At 63.5% G+C, this 18,358-nt stretch carries 18 protein-coding genes; 9 read left to right on the top strand and 9 right to left on the bottom strand.

What is annotated here, in order from left to right; genetic code table 11:
* Nucleotides 1-41 precede the first annotated feature (41 nt).
* From KZO25_RS18255 to KZO25_RS18265, 3 genes are all read left to right on the top strand, one after another.
* Nucleotides 42-875, top strand: a complete 834-nt coding sequence (locus KZO25_RS18255) for a universal stress protein (RefSeq protein ID WP_223138039.1) — start codon at nt 42-44, stop codon at nt 873-875.
* Nucleotides 876-1,182: 307 nt separating this feature from the next.
* Nucleotides 1,183-2,250: a GGDEF domain-containing protein gene (locus KZO25_RS18260; protein WP_223138040.1), complete on the top strand. Its 1,068-nt coding sequence runs from the start codon at nt 1,183-1,185 to the stop codon at nt 2,248-2,250.
* 127 nt (nt 2,251-2,377) lie between these two features.
* Nucleotides 2,378-2,986 (top strand): class I SAM-dependent methyltransferase, encoded by a 609-nt coding sequence (locus KZO25_RS18265; RefSeq protein WP_066452332.1) that lies wholly within the window; start codon nt 2,378-2,380, stop codon nt 2,984-2,986.
* A gap of 254 nt (nt 2,987-3,240) precedes the next feature.
* Here KZO25_RS18265 and KZO25_RS18270 read toward each other — a convergent pair whose 3' ends face one another.
* From KZO25_RS18270 to KZO25_RS18290, 5 genes are all read right to left on the bottom strand, one after another.
* Nucleotides 3,241-4,953: a methyl-accepting chemotaxis protein gene (locus tag KZO25_RS18270; RefSeq protein WP_223138041.1), complete on the bottom strand. Its 1,713-nt coding sequence runs from the start codon at nt 4,951-4,953 to the stop codon at nt 3,241-3,243.
* A gap of 488 nt (nt 4,954-5,441) precedes the next feature.
* On the bottom strand, nt 5,442-5,828 hold the full coding sequence (locus tag KZO25_RS18275) for a hypothetical protein (protein WP_223138042.1): 387 nt from the start codon (nt 5,826-5,828) through the stop codon (nt 5,442-5,444).
* Between the two features lie 148 nt (nt 5,829-5,976).
* Nucleotides 5,977-6,285 (bottom strand): AzlD family protein, encoded by a 309-nt coding sequence (locus KZO25_RS18280; protein ID WP_223138043.1) that lies wholly within the window; start codon nt 6,283-6,285, stop codon nt 5,977-5,979.
* The gene (locus KZO25_RS18285; protein ID WP_223138044.1) at nt 6,282-6,998 is read right to left on the bottom strand and encodes an AzlC family ABC transporter permease; all 717 of its coding nucleotides are present in this window, start codon (nt 6,996-6,998) and stop codon (nt 6,282-6,284) included. The genes KZO25_RS18280 and KZO25_RS18285 overlap by 4 nt, the downstream gene beginning before the upstream one ends.
* Nucleotides 6,995-7,990, bottom strand: a complete 996-nt coding sequence (locus tag KZO25_RS18290; RefSeq protein ID WP_223138045.1) for an LLM class flavin-dependent oxidoreductase — start codon at nt 7,988-7,990, stop codon at nt 6,995-6,997. Before KZO25_RS18290 ends, KZO25_RS18285 begins: the two co-directional genes overlap by 4 nt.
* Nucleotides 7,991-8,205: 215 nt before the next feature.
* Between KZO25_RS18290 and KZO25_RS18295 the strand changes: the two genes are divergently transcribed.
* The 4 genes from KZO25_RS18295 to KZO25_RS18310 all read left to right on the top strand — a co-directional run bounded on the left by KZO25_RS18295 (nt 8,206) and on the right by KZO25_RS18310 (nt 11,421).
* Complete coding sequence (locus KZO25_RS18295; protein WP_201025316.1) at nt 8,206-8,382, top strand: hypothetical protein; 177 nt, start codon at nt 8,206-8,208, stop codon at nt 8,380-8,382.
* A 23-nt stretch (nt 8,383-8,405) separates the two neighbouring features.
* Nucleotides 8,406-9,104: an extensin family protein gene (locus KZO25_RS18300; RefSeq protein ID WP_223138046.1), complete on the top strand. Its 699-nt coding sequence runs from the start codon at nt 8,406-8,408 to the stop codon at nt 9,102-9,104.
* An 85-nt stretch (nt 9,105-9,189) separates the two neighbouring features.
* Entirely contained in the window at nt 9,190-10,137 is a 948-nt protein-coding gene (locus KZO25_RS18305; protein WP_066449335.1) for a cobyrinic acid a,c-diamide synthase, read from the top strand.
* A gap of 54 nt (nt 10,138-10,191) precedes the next feature.
* Nucleotides 10,192-11,421 (top strand): toxic anion resistance protein, encoded by a 1,230-nt coding sequence (locus tag KZO25_RS18310; RefSeq protein WP_223138047.1) that lies wholly within the window; start codon nt 10,192-10,194, stop codon nt 11,419-11,421.
* 20 nt (nt 11,422-11,441) lie between these two features.
* Here KZO25_RS18310 and KZO25_RS18315 read toward each other — a convergent pair whose 3' ends face one another.
* The 3 genes from KZO25_RS18315 to KZO25_RS20105 all read right to left on the bottom strand — a co-directional run bounded on the left by KZO25_RS18315 (nt 11,442) and on the right by KZO25_RS20105 (nt 14,571).
* Nucleotides 11,442-11,807 carry a hypothetical protein gene (locus tag KZO25_RS18315; RefSeq protein ID WP_235588851.1) on the bottom strand — a complete coding sequence of 122 codons (366 nt, stop codon included), beginning with the start codon at nt 11,805-11,807 and terminating at the stop codon, nt 11,442-11,444.
* 92 nt (nt 11,808-11,899) lie between these two features.
* Complete coding sequence (locus tag KZO25_RS18320) at nt 11,900-13,171, bottom strand: diguanylate cyclase (protein WP_223138048.1); 1,272 nt, start codon at nt 13,169-13,171, stop codon at nt 11,900-11,902.
* Entirely contained in the window at nt 13,168-14,571 is a 1,404-nt protein-coding gene (locus KZO25_RS20105) for a substrate-binding periplasmic protein (protein ID WP_262489127.1), read from the bottom strand. Before KZO25_RS20105 ends, KZO25_RS18320 begins: the two co-directional genes overlap by 4 nt.
* Before the next feature lie 295 nt (nt 14,572-14,866).
* Here KZO25_RS20105 and KZO25_RS18335 point away from each other — a divergent pair, with 295 nt between their 5' ends.
* Together KZO25_RS18335 and KZO25_RS18340 are read left to right on the top strand one after the other, a co-directional pair.
* Nucleotides 14,867-16,243 carry an MFS transporter gene (locus KZO25_RS18335; RefSeq protein ID WP_262489128.1) on the top strand — a complete coding sequence of 459 codons (1,377 nt, stop codon included), beginning with the start codon at nt 14,867-14,869 and terminating at the stop codon, nt 16,241-16,243.
* Entirely contained in the window at nt 16,243-17,001 is a 759-nt protein-coding gene (locus tag KZO25_RS18340) for a sulfite exporter TauE/SafE family protein (RefSeq protein ID WP_235588853.1), read from the top strand. Before KZO25_RS18335 ends, KZO25_RS18340 begins: the two co-directional genes overlap by 1 nt.
* Here KZO25_RS18340 and KZO25_RS18345 read toward each other — a convergent pair.
* The gene (locus KZO25_RS18345) at nt 16,998-18,236 is read right to left on the bottom strand and encodes a homoserine O-acetyltransferase family protein (protein ID WP_223138049.1); all 1,239 of its coding nucleotides are present in this window, start codon (nt 18,234-18,236) and stop codon (nt 16,998-17,000) included. The two genes, KZO25_RS18340 and KZO25_RS18345, sit on opposite strands and share 4 nt — an antisense overlap.
* Between the last annotated feature and the right edge of the window lie 122 nt (nt 18,237-18,358).

Consider the following 18,358-nt stretch of genomic DNA (forward strand, 5'->3'; position numbering starts at 1 on the left):
CTGTAATGAAGGCAAGACCAGCCGCGATAGAAGGGGACGATATGCAGGTACTTCATGTGGCAGTGGACGAGTCCAGGCGCTCATTGCAGGGCATCCACTTGGGCGAGCTGTTACATCGTCAGTGGGGCGGCACAATGGCGTTGGTTTCCGTCGTGGCGTCATCCGACCAGGTGGATAAGCGCCGGGCCGCGCTGCATGATGCGCTAGACCGGCAAGAGCTGGGGGCTTATCGGGAGTCACTCGAGATAGTGACAGGTGATGCCGCCGATGTGCTGGCCGGGCTGGCTTCCGACCCTGGCGAAGGGTTGCTGTGCATGACCTCCCATGGTCGACGTCCGGCGTCCGAGTTATTGCTTGGCAGCGTTGCGGCAGAAACCGTGCGCCGTGCTGGCGCACTGGTGGTGCTTGGCGGCCCCCGGTTCGATCCTGGCAGGCAGGGGCGTATCGATACCCTGATGGTCTGCGTCGATGGATCGCGCCCAGCTGAGTCGGTGCTCGAGCCTGCAGTCAATCTGGCCAGGCGACTCGATGCCAGGCTGCAATTGTTGCATGTGGTAGAGGTCGAGACCGATGCGGCATCAGTACTGCCTGGTGGTACGGGGCATGGCGACATCATGGAGTCGGGGTATGTGCAAAGCCTGGCGCGCCGGATTCGCGAGGCGGACGGTTTCGAGGTGGAGTGGGAAGTGCTGCATGGGGACAGCCCTGCAGAGGCTATCCACCGTTACCTGACTCCTTGTACCAATGCCATGGTTGTCATGACGACCCATGGACGCAGTGGTTTTTCACAAGTGGCCACAGGCAGTGTCAGCCGCGAGATATTGCACAAGGCGCACTGTCCGGTGGGGATTATGCGCCCGGTAAAAGGGGGGTGATGGCACTTCTTCGGGAGTTTTCACTATTTCGGATAGCGCCCGCTGCGGCGATTCTCCACCAGCACAGCAAGAATCACATTGGCTTCCCGCATGGCCTGTGTGGGGAGCTCGCCCTTGCGACGGGCGCAATGGCGCAGCAAAGCCTACTCCATACTGTGGGTGTTGAAAAAAATTTAAAGACCTCTGCAGCCCAGCCGATAAACCTTTATCACCTTTTGCAAACATGATCGCCAGCGGCGGGTGAGGTCTTGCTTTCGTGAGGCCTGCTTACTCGATGGGTGCGCGACAGCAGGGAGTGCGGGTACCCATGAAGACACCGCAGTGGCTGAGTTGGCGGGGCGCGAGCGATACCGATGCCGGTTCGGGAGCGGATTCGCGGCGGTTTTGGCTGGCCAACTGCTTCTTGATCATCGTTGCGCTGACTTCGCTGGTCTATACCGTGGTCAACTTTTTCCTGTTCGAGGCCATCCTGCTGGCGGCCGTCGAATTGGCCTTCTTCGTCATCGTCGTGCTGGCACTGGCCGACATGCGGGTCAACCGTAATATCGAGCGATCGGCCTGGGTGACGGTGTTGTCCTGTGGCGGCCTCTCGGCGTTCTTCTATTGGTACGTGAAGGCCGATGTCTCGGCGGCGGTATGGACGGTTTTCTTCGCTATCATCAATTTCTTCCTGCTCGGCACGCGCAAGGGCTTGCCAGTCTACTTGGTCTTCTTCGCGGTCATCCTCTCGATGACCGTTGCATACCGAGAAGATTGGGCAGCACTGGCATCGGGAGCCGCACTGACCAATATCCTCGGCGGGATGATGGCTTTCGGTGCCGCGGCCTACTATCAGGAACGGTCCCGGGAAGCCGCCCACGATAGGATCGAAGCCCTGGCCAACCAGGACAGCCTGACCGGCATCTCGAACCGCCGCCATTTCTTGCAGCGCTTCGAGCGGGATCGCCAAGCCTTGTGCCTCCTGGGCGGGCAGTATTCCCTGGTTCTCATCGATATCGACAATTTCAAGTCGGTCAATGACACCCACGGGCATGCCGTGGGGGACCAGGTCATTGTTGCTGTCACCCGACGCATTCTCTCGGCCGTTCGGTCTCAGGATCTGGTAGCCCGGTTGGGTGGAGAGGAGTTCTGCGTCCTGTTCTACGACTGCGGGGGCAGCGATGCCTGGCGCCGTGCCGAGGAGCTCCGTCGGGTTGTCGGTGCTGAGCCGGTGGCGGTGGACAGCCAGAGTGTGATGGTGACGATCAGTGCGGGGGTCGCCGATGGGGATCCTCGGTCCCAGGGGTTCAACGAGATGTTCGCGGATGCGGACAGGCGCCTGTATGCCGCCAAGGCAAGGGGGCGCGATCGGGTGGTGGGGCAGTTGTCGCCGTGATGTTGTTTCCGACGCCGCTTGCCGTTCGCTCTCGCTGGCAGGATTGCCTATGCTGGGCCTTGGCAGGGGCGGCTAAGGTGACATTTATCGCCTGACGGCCGGGGCCGAGAGCACAGGAAACCAAGCGATGTTTCGAAGCTGGGTCTATGACTCCCTCATCCTCAGGCTCACGGCCCGCTGGTATGCCGAGGTGCTCAAGCGCCTGCCCGCAGGTGCAGTATTGCTGGATGTCGGGATAGGCACGGCCGGGGCGCTGGCGGCCAACGCCGAGACGGTGAGGTGCAAGGGGGTGCGCATTACCGGCATTGATATCGACGCCGATTACATCGTCCGAGCAAGGCGCCGGCTCGAGGAGACAGCGCTCGGTGCCCATGCCGAAGTACGTCTCGAATCTGTCTACGACCACCGCGCCGGCCCCTATGACGCCGTTTATTTCTCGGCCAGCTTCATGCTGTTGCCTGAGCCCGAACGGGCGCTGCGCCACTGCACGGCATTGCTCAGCCCGGGCGGACGCATCTTCTTCACCCAGACCATCCAGCAGCGGCCCTCGCGCGGGATGGAGTGGTTCAAGCCCATGCTCAAGCGGCTCACCAGCATCGATTTCGGGCGGGTGACCTATGAAGATGCCTTCAAGGCGCAGCTCGACGCCGCCGGCCTGTCGCTGGAAGAGTTAACGGTGCTGTCGCGTCACGGCAATCGAGCCTCGTGCCTGGCCGTGGCACGACCACGAAGCTGACTCTTTCGAACCATTCCACGCTCAACGGCAGGATGTCCTGCGGGCTGTGAAAGGTCCATCACCGCATTGGCTTGCCTCACTCCACGTCCTTGGTGACAGGCTACGGTAGAGCAAATCAATCAAGAAAGCTGTTGCTTGCGTCAGCGGCCAGGGCCAGTAGCGCCAGGTGCCTTGATACAAAAACGCCGACTGAAGGTTCCGACATCGCGACAGTCGAACGGGACGGCATCTCCTTGCTCAGAGGGCTGGAAAGCCTAAAAGGCTTCCCATTCCGGCTCCTCTGCTGTCTTTCGCTGCTGACGAGATCGCGGCATGGGATCGCGATCCATTTCTACCTGGTTGGATGAAATGAAGCTGCTGGGGATGGCCGGTGCCAAGTTGCCCGTTGTTGAGGAGGATGACTTCTCTCCCATACGAAATGAGCTGACTGCATTTGCCAACAGTTCGGCTTGGGTCTGCAGTGATGAGGCTGCCGCTGCAGACTGCTCCACCAGTGCAGCATTCTGCTGCGTGACCTGATCCATCTGGCTAACCGCAACGCTGACCTGTTCGACCGCCTGGGACTGTTCCTCCGAGGCGGCGTTGATGTCGGCCATCAGCTCCGAGACCTGGCGAACGCTGCCCACGACCTGCTCCATGGCTTCGCCGGCCTGCTTGACCAGGGCGCTGCCGTCCTTGACCAGCTCGCCATCGAGGGTGACCAGCGTCTGGATCTCCTTGGCGGCCGTGGCGCAGCGCTGGGCCAGGTTGCGTACCTCGCCGGCTACTACGGCGAACCCTCGGCCCTGCTCGCCGGCCCTGGCGGCTTCCACCGAGGCATTGAGTGCCAGGATGTTGGTCTGAAAGGCGATACCGTCGATCACTGAGATGATGCTGCCGATCTTCTCCGCACTCTCTTCGAGTTCCTGCATCTTACCCATGGCCTGCGCCGTCTTGTCGCCCCCGTTATCGGCCAGCAGACGAGCATTGCGCGCAAGCTCGTTGGCCTGGCGGGTGTTGTCGGCGTTCTGCTTCACCGTCGAGGCGACTTGCTCCATGCTGGTGGCCGTTTCCTGGAGGCTCGCGGCCTGCTCTTCCGTGCGCTGGGAGAGATCGTGATTGCCCGAGGATATCTCGCTGGAGGCGGCATGGATGGCCTGAGCGGAGAACTGGATCCGGGCCACCAGCTCGCGCTGCTGGGACTGGGTTTCACTCAGGGACTGTAGGGCGAGGCCGATCTCGTCACGGCGTTCCACCTCAATGCGGTTGTCGAGGCTGCCGGCGGCAATCGCCTGGAAGTACTCGATCATGCGTCCCAAGGGCCGGGTAATGGCGCGAATCAGGGTCCAGCCGCCCAGGCTGGCTATGATCAATGCCAGGACGATCATGGCTGCGGTCAGCAAGCGCATGAAATCGGAGGTCGACTGGGCCGCAGCATACTCGGCACGGGCCACTTCCCCCTGAAGGTCGATCAGCTCATGCAGCGTCTGGTTGGCGGCAACGAAAGCGGGGCGTGTCGCCTCGATCATATGGGCAGATGCCTGATCGATCTGGCCGGCCTCATAAAGGGCGATGGCCGGCTCCACTCCCTGCTGTAAGAAGGCACGGCGCTGATCAGCATAGCGCTCGGCAAGCTCCGCCTCGCGTGGGGTCAGGAAGGTTGCCATGTAGGTCGTCCAGACCTGCTCCATCGCCGCGATATTGGCGCCCACGGCATCCAGGTAGGGTTGTCGGTTTGTCTGACTGGCTGCCTCGCCGCCGGCATGGTCATTGGTCAGGCTGATCTGGTTGAGCTCAATGATGGTGTCCCGCATCAGTTCATCGATGCGGGTCAGCTGTTGCACCGGCACCAGCCGGTCCTCGTAGATGGTGTCGATAGCGCTGCTCAGTGCGGTCATTCCGCGTATGCCGAGGCTGCCAACGATGGCAATCAGTGCGACCAGCAGGGTGATCAGCACGGTCAGTCGAGCTTTGATGGTGAGGTTCATCCCCGGATTCCTGGCAGGGTCAATAAGCGGCTAGCAAGCGATGCCAGAGATTGGCTGTGCGCATGCCTTTCATGTCAAGTATTATCCTCAAAATAATGACACAAAAGCTATGCATTGGGGTAGTATATTTCCAAAATGTACAGCTATTCTTGAGTATTGTCATTTATTCGCATGATATAAAAGGTTTTTATTGTAGGTGATCTGTACATGGTGATAGTGACATGCATGGGCCGCCTGATCAGATATCTAATATTCTTGATGGCGACAGACAGTTTCCAACTGCCGTTGTCATTGAAATCAGGCAGGGCGCAGGAAAGCTGAGTACTTAGTGCTTGCCCAGCCTGCTTACTGACACTGGTCAGGGAGCAGGCTGGTAGACGGGTTGGGAGTGAAGTGCTGGGCGGCCGTGTGAAGTCGCAGATTTATCAGAGTGATATCAGGCGTTGCGGAGTGATTCAGTGCGCCATGACAAGAATACTGTGAGTTGGCTAGGGCGAGTTCTTGTGCTCGTCTTCACGGACCTCGTAGTCGCCTTCCAGCACCTGCTGTTCGTGGTGGGAATCTCCGCCAGTCCGGGTGCGATAGCGCGTCTCCCGGTAGTGAAAGCCGGAGCCGACATCGCTAGCCTGCTCGGCGCGCATCTGCTCGAGGCGCTTCTTCATGCGATAGCGCATGATGGGCAGCATGGCCCAGCCGATCAGCAGGAAGAACAGGCCGAGCACCGTGCCGACGATCAGCAGCATGCCGAACAGCAGCCAGGTCAGGATCAGCTTCAGCCCGCCGAGCGGCCCGCGCGGCGTCTGGCGAGCGCGGGCACGCCACTGCTGTGCCGCGTGCCAGGCGGCGTTGCGGCGCGGGTCGTTGGGATCGGTCATGGATATCTCCAGCGCGAGCATGGCGTCGCCATCAAGGGGCGACGACGGGTGAATGGCTCTCCCTTGGAGGCCACGACTGGGTAAACGTTCCTGGGGTGCGACACGCTACCACGGTCGCTTCTGCCAGGGCACCTCTCACGCAGACGCGCTACAGCATCCGCCATAGGGCGGCGGTGACGATGCCGGCAGTGATCGCGGGCAGGGGTTTCTGCAGGAGCAGCATGACCGCCAGGGTGGCGACCAGTGCCAGCCGGGCGCCCCAGTCGCCATGCACGGCCATGGGGGTGATCACCGCCACCAGCACGGAACCGGCCATGGCATTGATGAAACGCTCTACTTTGGGGCCGATCGGTACCCGCGACATGATGAAGACGCCGCCGGCGCGGGTCAGGTAGGTGACGAGGGCCATGATGACGATGGCGGCGATGGCACCGGCCAGCGTGGCGGGAAGGGTCATGGTTGCTCTCCCTTGCGCGCCGGCAGCAGGAGGCCCACGAGCCCGCCTGCCAGTGCCCCGACGATGACATGGGAGTGAACGGGTAGCCATGCCATGGCCGCCAGTGCCGCCAGCGCGGCGGCGGCCCAGGGCAGCAGCATCGACAGGTCGCGGCGGCCGCCCACCAGCATGGCGAGCAAAAAGCAGCCCATGATCACGTCCAGGCCGAAGCGCTGCGGCTCCTCGATGCCGCTGCCGAACAGCACGCCGAGCAGGGTGCCGAACAGCCAGGTCACCCACAGCGCGATGCCCCCGCCCACCAGCATGCCGACATTGGTTTCGCCCTTCTGGTAATCGGCGGCGGCCATGGCCCAGTTGGAGTCGCTCATGATGACCACGCTGCCATAGCGCTGGGCCGTTGGCAGGTGGGCGAGCCAGGGCTGGATGGCGGCTCCCATCAGCAGGTGCCGGGCATTGATGGCGAAGGTAGTGGCGATCAGCGGCAGCAGCGGAATCTCCGGCCCCCACAGCTCCAGGGCGGCGAACTGCGAGGCGCCGGCGAAGACCAGGGCGCTCATCAGCATCGCCTCGAGGCCGGAAAGGCCTCGGGAGAGGGCGGCCACGCCGAAGGCCAGGCCGAAGACGACAACGAACAGCGACAGCGGCGCCATGCGCCGGATGCCGACGAGAATGCCGGCCAGGTCGAGCTGCGCGCTCTTCGGGCCTTGGCTCATCCTCGCCACGCCTCGGCGACTATCTCGTAGCTCCTCAACCGATCCTCGGCTTCGAAGACGTCGGTATTGAGCATCAGTTCGTCGGCGCCGGTCTGCTCGAGGAACTGCTCGAGCCCGGCCTTTACCGTCTCTGGCCCGCCGATGATCGCGGCGCCCAGGAACTGCTGGACCTGGGCCCGCTCCATGGGAGACCAGTCGAGGGCTTCCACCGGTGGCAGCGAACGGGTGCGCCCGCCGCGAACCAGGTTGAGGAACTTCTGCTGTGCGGTGGTGGCCAGGAACTCCGCCCGCTCGTCGCTTTCGGCGGCGATCACCGGCAGGCCGACCATGGCGTGGGGCTTGTCGAGTGTCTCGGAGGGGCGGAAATTGTCCCTATACAGGCGCAGCGCCTCATGCAGGTATCCCGGGGCGAACTGGGCGGCGAAGGCGAACGGCAGCCCTTCCCGGGCCGCCAGCTGGGCGCTGTAGCCGCTGGAACCGAGCAGCCATAGTGGCACGTGGGTGCCCTGGCCCGGTACCGCCCGGACCCGCTGTTCGGGCTGGGTTTCGCCAAGAAACCCTTGCAGTTCGGCCAGCCGCTGGGGGAAGTCCTCCACACCGGCATGGGGGTCGCGCCGCATGGCCTGCATGGTGGCGGCGTCAGACCCCGGAGCCCGGCCCAGGCCGAGGTCGATGCGGCCGGGATAGAGCGTTGCCAGGGTGCCGAACTGCTCGGCCACCACCAGCGGCGGGTGGTTGGGCAGCATGATGCCGCCACTGCCGACACGGATATGCGAGGTGGCACCGGCGATATGGCCGATCAGCACGGCGGTGGCGGCACTGGCGATGCCGTCGAGGCTATGGTGCTCGGCCAGCCAGTAGCGGGTAAAGCCGAGGCGTTCGGTCAGCTGTGCCAGGCTCACGCTTTCACGAAAGCTGTCGGCGATGGTGCCGCCCTGGCGGATGGGTGCCAGATCGAGCACGGAGAGCGGGGTATCGGCGAGTCGGGACATGATCGGGTTCATCCGCTAATTGGTTAGCCTGCTGTGTATTGCCACCAACATCGGGCCTAGCCCGGAAATATGCAATCCCTGCTGTCAGAAAACGCTGGCGGCAGCCTTGAGGAGCCGCAGAAAGAGCCCGCTCTCTCCGCTGTTTGTTGCAATACAGTAGTCAGGCGACAGCGCAGGCCTTAAGCTCAGCAAAAGGGTGAAACCGGACTTCAGCCATGTCTCTCATCGGATCGAACCGCGGCAACTCCCGCCGTGGCGCTACCCGTCGACGAAAAACCCCTCGCCAGCGCCGAAGAGGCTTCGATGGCTGGCTCGATCGCGCAGTGGACGTCGCCGTGATCACTGCCCTGATTGTCGGCGGTGTGGCCCTGATGCTGAACCTGTTGCTGTGATCTCTGCTGGGATGTGAGGTGGTATGCGCTTTCTGTTGACCCTTGCCCTGCTGGGCATGGTAGCGGCCATTGCCTGGTGGCAGTTCGAGGCGCAGATACCTTCTGAGTGGCATCCCTTGAAGCCGATTTCGGTGGATGACCCCCTGACCCCGGTGACGAAATGGAAGCTCCATCGCCTGGGCGACAGCCGCGATGACTGCCTGGCAGCACTGGCTACCGTACCCGAAGGGGCACTGCGCATGACGCCACTTGATGATCATGAGCCGGTAGAGGGCTGCCCGCTGGAGAACGTGGTGCGTATGCATGGCAGCGACGTCGACTTCAATGCCAGCTTCGTCGCCGCCTGTCCCTTGGCGCTGGCCTGGGTGATGTTCGAGCGGCAGCGCCTGCAGCCGGCCGCCGAGACCCATTTCGGCAGCCGGGTGGCCCACGTCGAACACTACGGCAGCTATTCCTGTCGGCGGGTCTATGGTCGGGAAACAGGTCGCATGAGCGAGCATGCCACTGCCGAGGCGCTGGATGTGGCGGCATTCCGGCTGGCGGACGGCCAGCAGATCGCCCTTCAGGAACACTGGGGTGAGGAGGGCGAACGAGGCGACTTCCTGCGTGAGGTTCGCGACGGCGCCTGCGATCTTTTCGGTAATGTGCTGGGCCCCGACTACAACGCCGCCCATGCGGACCACTTCCACTTCGGCATGCGGGGCTACCGGCTGTGTCGTTGATACCGGCTTCCGGTTAGCTGTCGCATGCGACCTCAAGCCCCCGTACACTGACTGTATCCTCCAAGGTCGCTGAGTAAGGAGACCGATGCTGGGATTTCTCCAGGGCTTTGCTTATGGCCTCTTCGTCACCTGCCTGCCGTGGCTGCTGGTCGGCATGGCCAATCCACGCCTGGCGGTTCCTACCGATTCCCCCAACCGCCTGCAGGTGGTCTTTCGCTACTGCCTGTTGATCCCGTTCCTCAGCATGCTGCTGTGGCTGACGTCGCTGTGGGGCGGTTTCGGCCCTAGCCTGGGCGGCTGGCTGGCCGGGCTGGTTGCGGTCCCCGTGGCGCTGCCCCTCGAACGTGCCTGGCGTAGCTGGCGGGCCAGGCGGCATCGCCGCCGGCTGGAGGCGCGTCTCGAAGCCGAGGCAGCACGTCGACGCACCGAGCAGGAGCGCGAGGCGCGCGAAGCCGGCGTGGCGGTACTCGACCCGTCACATCCCCCGTCAGACGCCGATGAGTTGATCATGGCCCTGTGCCGCGCCAAGCAAGCTCTTCTCGATACCAGGCGGCCCGACCTGGCGATCCAGGTGGACCGATTCTACAGTCGCTATCGCAACGTCATGGACGTGCTGGTGGCTCGTTTCGATAGCAGTGAGCTGGCCTTTGCGCGCTCCCGCGGGCTGGTCACCGAGGTCTGTCTGGGTGCAGTGGACAACTTCACCTCCATGGCCGCACAGGCGCGGGGGGTGATGGGGCTCGATGGGGACTTCGTGCGTCGCCGCCTTGAGCAGGACGGCACCAAGCTGTCAGTGGAGGAGCGGATTGCGCTGAAGCGCCGCCTGGAACTGATCGATGACACCGAGCTGCGACTGCGCCGCCTGGTGGCGCGAAACGAGTCGGCGCTGACGCTGCTCGATGATGCCGCCGTGGCCCTGGCGCGGATCGAGACGGGGCGTCCACAGGCATCGGTGGCCACCGACCAGGCCCTGGAGGAACTGCGGCGCTTCATTGGCAGGGCTGAGCGTTACGGGCGCGGGGGCCAGCGCTGAACCTGTCAGAATGCTAGCCTAGCATCAAGGACCTTGAGATAAGGGGAAGGTAGCATGAATCAATCGTCCGGACGCGGATCCCGCCTCTCCTTGCCACCGGTGGAGGAGATCGCCAGCGAGCTGGTTGAATCCCTGCCCGAGGTCGAGGAGGAGGCGACTCCCGGTGCAGATGACCCTGAGCTGAGCGAGATGGCCGACGCCTTCGTGGAGGAGGTGCTGGCCAGCGGTGAGGACGGTGCGGCACTGGAGCGTCAACGCCGTGCGGTGGACGAGATGGGCCTGGAGCTGCAACAGCAGGCGGCGCACAAGAGCGAGATGCTCCAGACCCCGCTGAAGAAGCTGGCGCACCAGGGCGATGACGGCGGGCCGGTAGCCCGTGCCTTGGTCGACCTGCGCGGCAGGATGGAGGAACTGGATCCCCAGCAGCACCGGCTCTCGCCCAATCGGCTCGACCGACTGCTGGCGCGAATTCCCGGCGCCGGTAGCCGGGTACAGCGCTACTTCCGCAAGTTCGAGAATGCGCAGCAGGCGCTGGATGCGATCATCGCCGACCTGGAGTCGGGACGCGACATGCTGCATCGCGACAACCTGACGCTGAATGACGACCAGGAAGCCCTGCGCGAGCTGATGGGGCGGTTGCAGCGTCAGATCGGTCTCGGGCGCCTGATCGACCGGCGCCTGCAGCAGGCGCTGTCCGGACTCGTTGCCGACCATCCCCAGCGCCCCTTCATCGAGGAGGAGCTGCTCTTCCCGCTGCGCCAGCGCATCGTCGATCTGCAGCAGCAGATGGCGGTCAGCCAGCAGGGGGTGCTGGCGCTGGAAGTCATCATCCGCAACAACCGTGAGTTGATTCGCGGGGTAGACCGGGCGATCCATGTCACCGTCTCGGCGCTGACCGTGGCGGTGGCGGTGGCCATGGCGCTGGCCAACCAGCGGCTGGTGCTCGATCGCGTCGAATCGCTCAATACCACCACCTCGGACATGATCGCCGGTACCGCCAAGGCGCTGCGCCACCAGGGGGTGGAGATCCAGACCCGGGCGGCTTCGGCCCAGCTGGACATGGAGGCCCTGGAGCAGGCGTTCGGTGACGTCATGGGGGCCATCGACGATCTTTCCCGCTACCGCCAGGAGGCCCTGCCTCGCCTGGACGAGCAGATCACCCGGTTGGCGAAGCTGTCGCGCCAGGGAGGGGAGGCGATCGACCGACTCCAGCGCGGCAGCGAAGCCCAGCCCGAGTCGGTCGAAGAGAAGACGTCACCATCGGAGCGGCGCGGCGACAGCTAGTCGGCACCCGGCAGGCGAGACTATCGCCTGCCGGGGCGCTCGTCGCGGTCGTCCTCGGGAGCGGTGTCGGGGGGTGTGGTATCGGGCGGGCTGCCCGGAGGCCCCTCATTGCGCCAGGCATCCCGGAACGCCTTGCGCATCAGTTCCCAGGACTCCTCCATGCCCTGGCGTAGCGAGTCCCAGGCCGCCTCGCTGGCGTGCTGTAGTTCATCGAGCCGGCGACGTGTTTCGTCGCGACGCTGCTTCAGCCGCTCGATATCCTCCTCGTACTTGACCTGTGCCTCGTCGCTGGCCTGACGGGCCCTGGCGGCCAGCTCGTCGATCTCGGCGTTCCACTCGTCCAGCCGGGCCTTCATCTGCTCGACGAATTCGTCGCGTTTGCTCATGGTCTCATCCCCCGTCCTGTCCCGCTATCGCAAGACTCTTCTCGCTTGAGCATGAGATAGAAGCCGGCTTCCCACAAGCGTGGCCAAATCGCTCATGTCTCCCACGCCACCCGGTCGCGGCCCTGATGCTTGGCCCGGTAGAGCTGGCTGTCCGCCTGCTCCAGCAGCTGTTCGCAGGTGATCCCGCTGGCGGCGGGAACGGTGCTGGCCACCCCCAGGCTCGCGGTGACCTGGTCGGAATGGTCCGAATAAGCATGGGGGATTGCCAGCGCTCGAATCGCATCACGTATGTGTTGGGCGACCAAGCGGGCACCCGCGAGATCGGTATCGGGCAGTACGCAGACGAACTCCTCCCCCCCGTAACGGGCCACCAGATCGGTCGAGCGGGTGACCACGCCGGCCAGGGCATCGGCGATCGCACGCAGGGTGTCGTCGCCGGCGACATGGCCGTAGTGGTCGTTGAAGTCCTTGAAGCGGTCGATGTCGATGAAGATGACTGCGAGGGGCTTGCCGGAGCGCCGAGCCCGCTGCCACGAGGCCTCGAGGAAGGTATCGAACTGGCGCCGATTGGCGATGCCGGTAAGTCCGTCGACGGTGGAGATCTGGTGCAGCTGATCGCGCTGGTCGAGGCCTCGCTGGAAGGCATGGAGGAGCTCATCCAGGCTCTCGACCAGATGGCCCAGCTCGTCATCGCCATGGTGTTCCAGATTGGGTTTGCGCCACTGGCCGGGCTGACTGGGGTTGGTCTCTATGATGGCCGCATGAACCTGCAGCAATGGCCGGGTAATGAAGGCATGGAAGACCACCACCAGCAGAGCGGCGATGGCCAGCGCCTTGAAGACGCCCAGTGAGAAGATCAGCAGGCTTCGATCCATGAAGTCCCGGGCCAGGCTGTCGAGTGCCAGCGTCATTTCGATATCGCCTACCGGTTCGGTCGGCGAAGCGGTACCCAGATCGTATATCAGTACCTCCTGGTAATGCAGGATGTCGCCGAAAAGCGCATGGGCCAGCCAGCTGCTATCGGGCGACACGTCTCTTTCACGCGAGGCCATGCTGCGGCCGAAGTCGTCTCGAATGACCACGTCGGCTACCCTGCCGCCGCTGAACAGGCCCTCCACCACCTGCGTCGCGAGTTCGGGGTTGAGCTGGAAGGCGGCTTCCGCGGCGGTGCCGTGAACCAGATCCAGCCGGTGCTGGGTCTGATTCTGTACCTCATGCCGCATCTTGCGGGCGTCCAGGGCGAGTTCGATGGCTCCGGCAATGATGCTCAGCAGCAGCGCGATGGAGAGCGTCAAGACAGCCTGCTTGGCGGTCAGGCTGCTGCGGCGTGGGCGTTGCTGGCGCGCTGGGGGAGCTGCTGTCATCGCTCCGCATCCGCGTCATCGCTTGATTCGAGCCCTACGACCTCAGGTGGTTCGGGGGGGCGAAGCCTGTCGATGGCAGCCTGCAGGCGGGCCACATAGGCTTCGGGCACCGAGGGGTGGCAGGCGAGATAGAGCTGGGCTTGCTGGAAGCCGAAAAGTCGTTTCAGGTCAATTTCCGCCTCGGCGGCAAGATAGTCGGCTGCCTGCTCACCCGTGACCCAGACATCGATGAGACCCGATTGAAGGCGATTGATATTCTCGCGCTCGCTCGTTGCCAGAACGATCGATGCCCCCTGACTTGCCACGAACTGCCCCACGGCATCCTCACGAAAGCTACCCACGCGCAGCTCCTGGAGGTCCTCCAGCGAGCTGGCTTCTATGCCAGAGTCCGCCTGGGTAAAGGCCGCCCACTCGTTGGTCGCCAATGGACCGATCCAGGTGAAGTGGGGCTCACGATCACTGGTACGTGTCGTCGAATAGACACAGTGGTTATCCTTCAACTGGGCCTCGGTATAGGCGCGGGCCCAGGGAAGCAGCCGAAACCTGGCGGAAAGCCCCGCCTCTTCCAGGGCGGCCCGCAGCAGCTGGGTCGACTCGCCGTCGATGTCGCCGTCATCCGTCAGGTAGTTGTAGGGCGGATACTCCTCGGTATTGAAGATCACCTCGGTGCTAAAGATGTCGCCGAGCTCACCCCGCTGCCTGAGGGCATCCAGAGCCGCCTGCATTCGTGCCACCAGGTCCGGGTCGGTATCGCGATGCAGGGCGTAGTAGAGATCCGATTCGCTGATCGTCAGTACCGACATGAAATCGGTGATGGGAAGGTCGTGCTCCTGCATCAGCCAGAACGCCACATCCTCACCGTAGGCCCAGAGGTCGACCCGTCCTCGGTCGAGCATCATCAGAGCGCTGAGATTGGACATCGCCAGGCGCAGCTGATCGGCGGGAACCCCGGCCTCTTCCAGTCGCTGGGCGCCGATGTCCTCACGGATGACGGCGACTCGATAGCCGCCATTCACCAGGTCGTCGAGACTGTCGAGCTGGATGCCGCTGTCGCGCCGGGCGATCAGGACAACCCGGTCGGTGGCGATGGGCCCGACCCACTGGAACAGCGCCTCGCGCTGCTCGGTGCGGGTGGTGGAGAAGAGTACCGTGCCGGGCTCGGCCAGGGCGGTGTCGTAGCCGCGAGCCCAGGGGTAGAAGAGGACGTCTTCCCGGGTCAGTGGGGTTTCGGTCTCTTCGAAGATGCGCTCGAGGATCTCGATGGAGATGCCTTCCAGCCGCTCCTCTCGCTTGTAGTTGTACGGCGGATACTCTTCGGTAATGAAGGTGAGGCCGTCCAGGCTGGCAGAGGCCGGGACAGGCAAGAGTAGGCAGACCGCGAACAGTAGCCATTTTCTCATGCGGCTGTCGTTGCCTCCTGTGTGGGTATTATTATGTGCCAATTTCCATGGAGAACGTGGCTGCTGGCGGCAGCTGTCGGAACTAACCTAGTCGATACCTTTCGTAAAGTCATCTTCACACCGCCAACGCAAGCGCCGTCCCTCCACATGGGACCGTGCCGCACCCCTGGCGAGCGTCGCCGATACTGCCGGCATGCGGTAGCGAAATGCCAAGCCGTCAGTGAATGCTCCCGCTGCGTCGTTAGCTGGTAGGCTATGAGCCGAAAGAGCCCACCCACGGCAAGGAAAGTACACTATGAGCGCGGTACCTGTGGCTGCCGGCGACACGCCCCGGCAGCGGGCGTCGAGAAAGGAGATCTTCGGCTGGGCGATGTTCGACTTCGCCAACCAGGCCTTTACCCTGCTGATCATCACCGTGGTCTTCGGTGAGCTCTTCACCACGGTGATCGTCGGTGACCGGGGAGACGACTATCGGCTGGCCAACCTGCTGTGGAGCCTCGCCCTGGCGGTGAGCTACCTCATGGTGGTGATCACAGGCCCGCTATGCGGTGCGGTCATGGATTACCATGCGGCCAAGAAACGTTTCCTGTTTGTCAGCTACCTGGCAACGGTGGGTGCCACGGCGATGCTCTATTTCGTGGAGCCCGGCTATGTGGTGCTGGGCCTGCTGCTGATCGTGGTTGCCAACTACGCCTACTCCATGGGCGAGTCCTTCATCGCCGCCTTCCTGCCAGACCTCGGTCCGCCAGAGGATATGGGCAAGATATCCGGCTTCGGCTGGTCGCTGGGCTATGTGGGGGGGCTCTTCGCCGCCGGCTTCACCCTGCTGGTACTGGGCGAGGCCACCGCCGACAACTTCGAGCGTATCCGCTGGGTGGGGCCCTTCGCTGCCGGCTTTTTCCTGGTAACGGCCATCCCTACCTTTCTCTGGGTCAAGGAGCGGGGCACACCGCAGCCGCCAGGCAAGCCTTACCGGCAGATCGCCTGGGAGCGGGTCGCGACGACTCTGCATGAGCTCAGGCATTTCCGCGATCTGGGCATTTTCCTGGTCTCGCTGCTGTTCTCCATGGCGGGGGTCTACATCATCATTGCCTTCGCCTTCATCTACGGTGCCCAGGTAATCGGCTGGGACGAGGCGATCCGCAATATCATGTTCATCATCGTCCAGATCACCGCGGCGGCAGGTGCGCTGGGGTTCGGCTTCATCCAGGACCGCATCGGTACCAAGCTCACCTACCTGTTCACCCTGACGCTATGGGTGGCGGCGATCTTCGCCATCTGGGCCACGCCGGAAGTCACGGCCTTCCTCAACGAAAGCCTTGGGCTCGAGTGGGAGGCGCAGCATCTCTTCCTGGTGGTGGGCTGCCTGGCCGGGCTCAGCCTGGGCTCGAGCCAGTCGGCCAGTCGTGCCCTGGTGGGTCTCTTCTCGCCTACCCGCAAGGCGGCCGAGTTCTTCGGCTTCTGGGGGCTGGCCAACAAGCTGGCCGGTGTCATCGGAATCATCGGCCTTGGGCTGCTGCAGTCGGTGGTTGGCCTGCAGGCCTCCATCCTGCTGTGCGCTGCGCTGTTCATCGCGGCGATCCTGATCTGTCTTGCCGTCAATCAGGCGCGTGGCCAGCAGGCGGCCCGCGACTGGGAGACGAGAAACCCGATTCAGGGAAGAGCAGGCTAGTGTCGCTGCTGCAAGATCCGCTGCTGCTCCTATTGGTGGCCATCACTTTTCTGGTGGCCGGCACCGTCAAGGGTGTCATCGGCATGGGTATGCCGACCGTATCGCTGGCCTTGTTGACGGCCACCGTGGGACTACCCTCGGCAATGGCGCTGCTGCTGGCACCCACCATCATCACCAATATCTGGCAGGCACTGGTTGGAGGATATCTGGTGCAGATCCTCCGGCGTCTGTGGCTTTTCCTGTTGGCGTCCACGGTTACCGTCTGGCTGGGGGTGTCGGTGCTGGCCAGGGTCGACGTGCGCTGGCTCTCTGCCCTGCTCGGACTGCTGATCATCTACTATGCGCTGTCCGGCCTATTCCGCCTCGGGGGAGGGGCGATCATGCGCCATGGCCGCCATGCCGGGGCGGTGAATGGTGCCTTGACCGGACTGATCACCGGAATGACCGGTTCATCGGTCTTTCCGGGTGTCGCTTACCTGCAGGCGCTGGGCCTGCCTCGGGACATGCTGATCCAGTCCATGGGCGTGCTGTTCGTGGTCACGACCGCGGCGCTGGGGTTTTCCATGGGGGAGCAGCGTCTGCTCACTGTCGAACTGGCGTTGCTTTCGCTGGTGGCGGTGGTGCCCGCACTGCTCGGCATGCAGTTGGGGCAGCGACTCCGACACCGGCTGTCGGAGGCTGCCTTTCGTCGCGTTTTCCTGACCGGCCTGCTGGTCATGGGAAGCTATCTACTATTGAGCGCACTACTCTCCGGCTAATCGGCGAGGAAGGCACGGATCCTGTCGCTGGCCTGGTCGATACCGACGACGCCATCGAGATGGCCGCGGTTGCCGTCGAGAGTGACCAGTTCCACCGAGGTGCCGTCGGCACCAATCATCTCGGCGGTATCGCGGACGCCTTCTGGCGCGAAGACAAGGTCGTTCTCGCTGTAGAGAATGAGCGTCGGCGCGTCGATGTCGGCCAGCCCCTCTTCCACGCTGTCGCCGTGACCGGTGACAAATGCCTGGTTAGCCTTGACCAGATAGAGCAGGTGGTTGGCGTCGGCGATCTCGGCCCGGGCCGCGGCGATGTCGTCGAGAGTCTGCTCGATGGCGTAGCGGGCGTGGATGTCGCGGGTCGGATCGGCGTCTTCGTCAGCCCAGCTGCGGTCGAAGGTCTCGTTGGCCCACTGCCAGTGGTTGGCGTTCAGGGTCACCAGCTTGAGCGCTTCCCGCAGGCCGTCCAGGGGCGCCTCGCCGTCGTAGTAGTCGCCGTCATTCCAGTTGGCATCGACTCGTATGGGGGCCGCCCAGGCGCTCAGGGTGGCGAGTAGCCAGGGATCGCTCTGGCCCCCGCCGATGACCGGGATCAGCCGTTCGACCCGCTCCGGGTAGGCGCTGGCCCACTCATAGGCCTGCAGGGCTCCCATGGAGGGACCCATGACCGCGTGCAGCTGTTCGATGCCCTGGCTCTCCAGCAGCGCCTTCTGCACCTCGACGAAGTCGCGTATGGTCACCAGCGGAAAGTCCAGCCCCCAGGGTTCGTCGGTTTCCGGGTTGATCGAGGCAGGGCCGGTGGTGATGACATTGGGGTCATGGGCATTGAGATTGACCAGGGTATCCGAGGAGATGATGTAATACTCGTCGGTATCCAGCGGCTTGCCGGGCCCGATGATCGCATCCCAATAGCCCGGTGCGGCATCGTCCTCGGCATAGCGGCCCGCCGCATGGCTGGTGCCCGAGAAGAAGTGAGTGATCAGGATGACGTTGTCCTTCGCCTCGTTGAGGGTGCCGTAGGCCTCCCAGCCGATCCTCACCGGGGCGATGGTCTCGCCGCTGACGGTGGTGTACTCGTCCATTTCGAAGACCTGCTTCTCCACCAGGCCATCCCAGGCCAGGGCGGCCGAGCTGCATGTCAGCAGAGCGCTGATACACAGGGTTGCGCCGACAAGGCGTTGCCCAGTGGGGGAATGCTTTGCCGAGACGGGGGTCGAATACTCGAAGCTGTCTTGCATGTGGCTATCCTTGTTGTAGTCATTCGCGCAATAGTCGTCAGATCACGCCAGAACCTTCATGGTCCTGGGCGATAGGCGCTCTTCAGTACAGACAGCAGGCGCAGAGGTGTCAATGCCAAAGG

Source organism: Halomonas sp. ANAO-440 (assembly GCF_019915905.1).
GTDB lineage: Bacteria > Pseudomonadota > Gammaproteobacteria > Pseudomonadales > Halomonadaceae > Halomonas > Halomonas chromatireducens.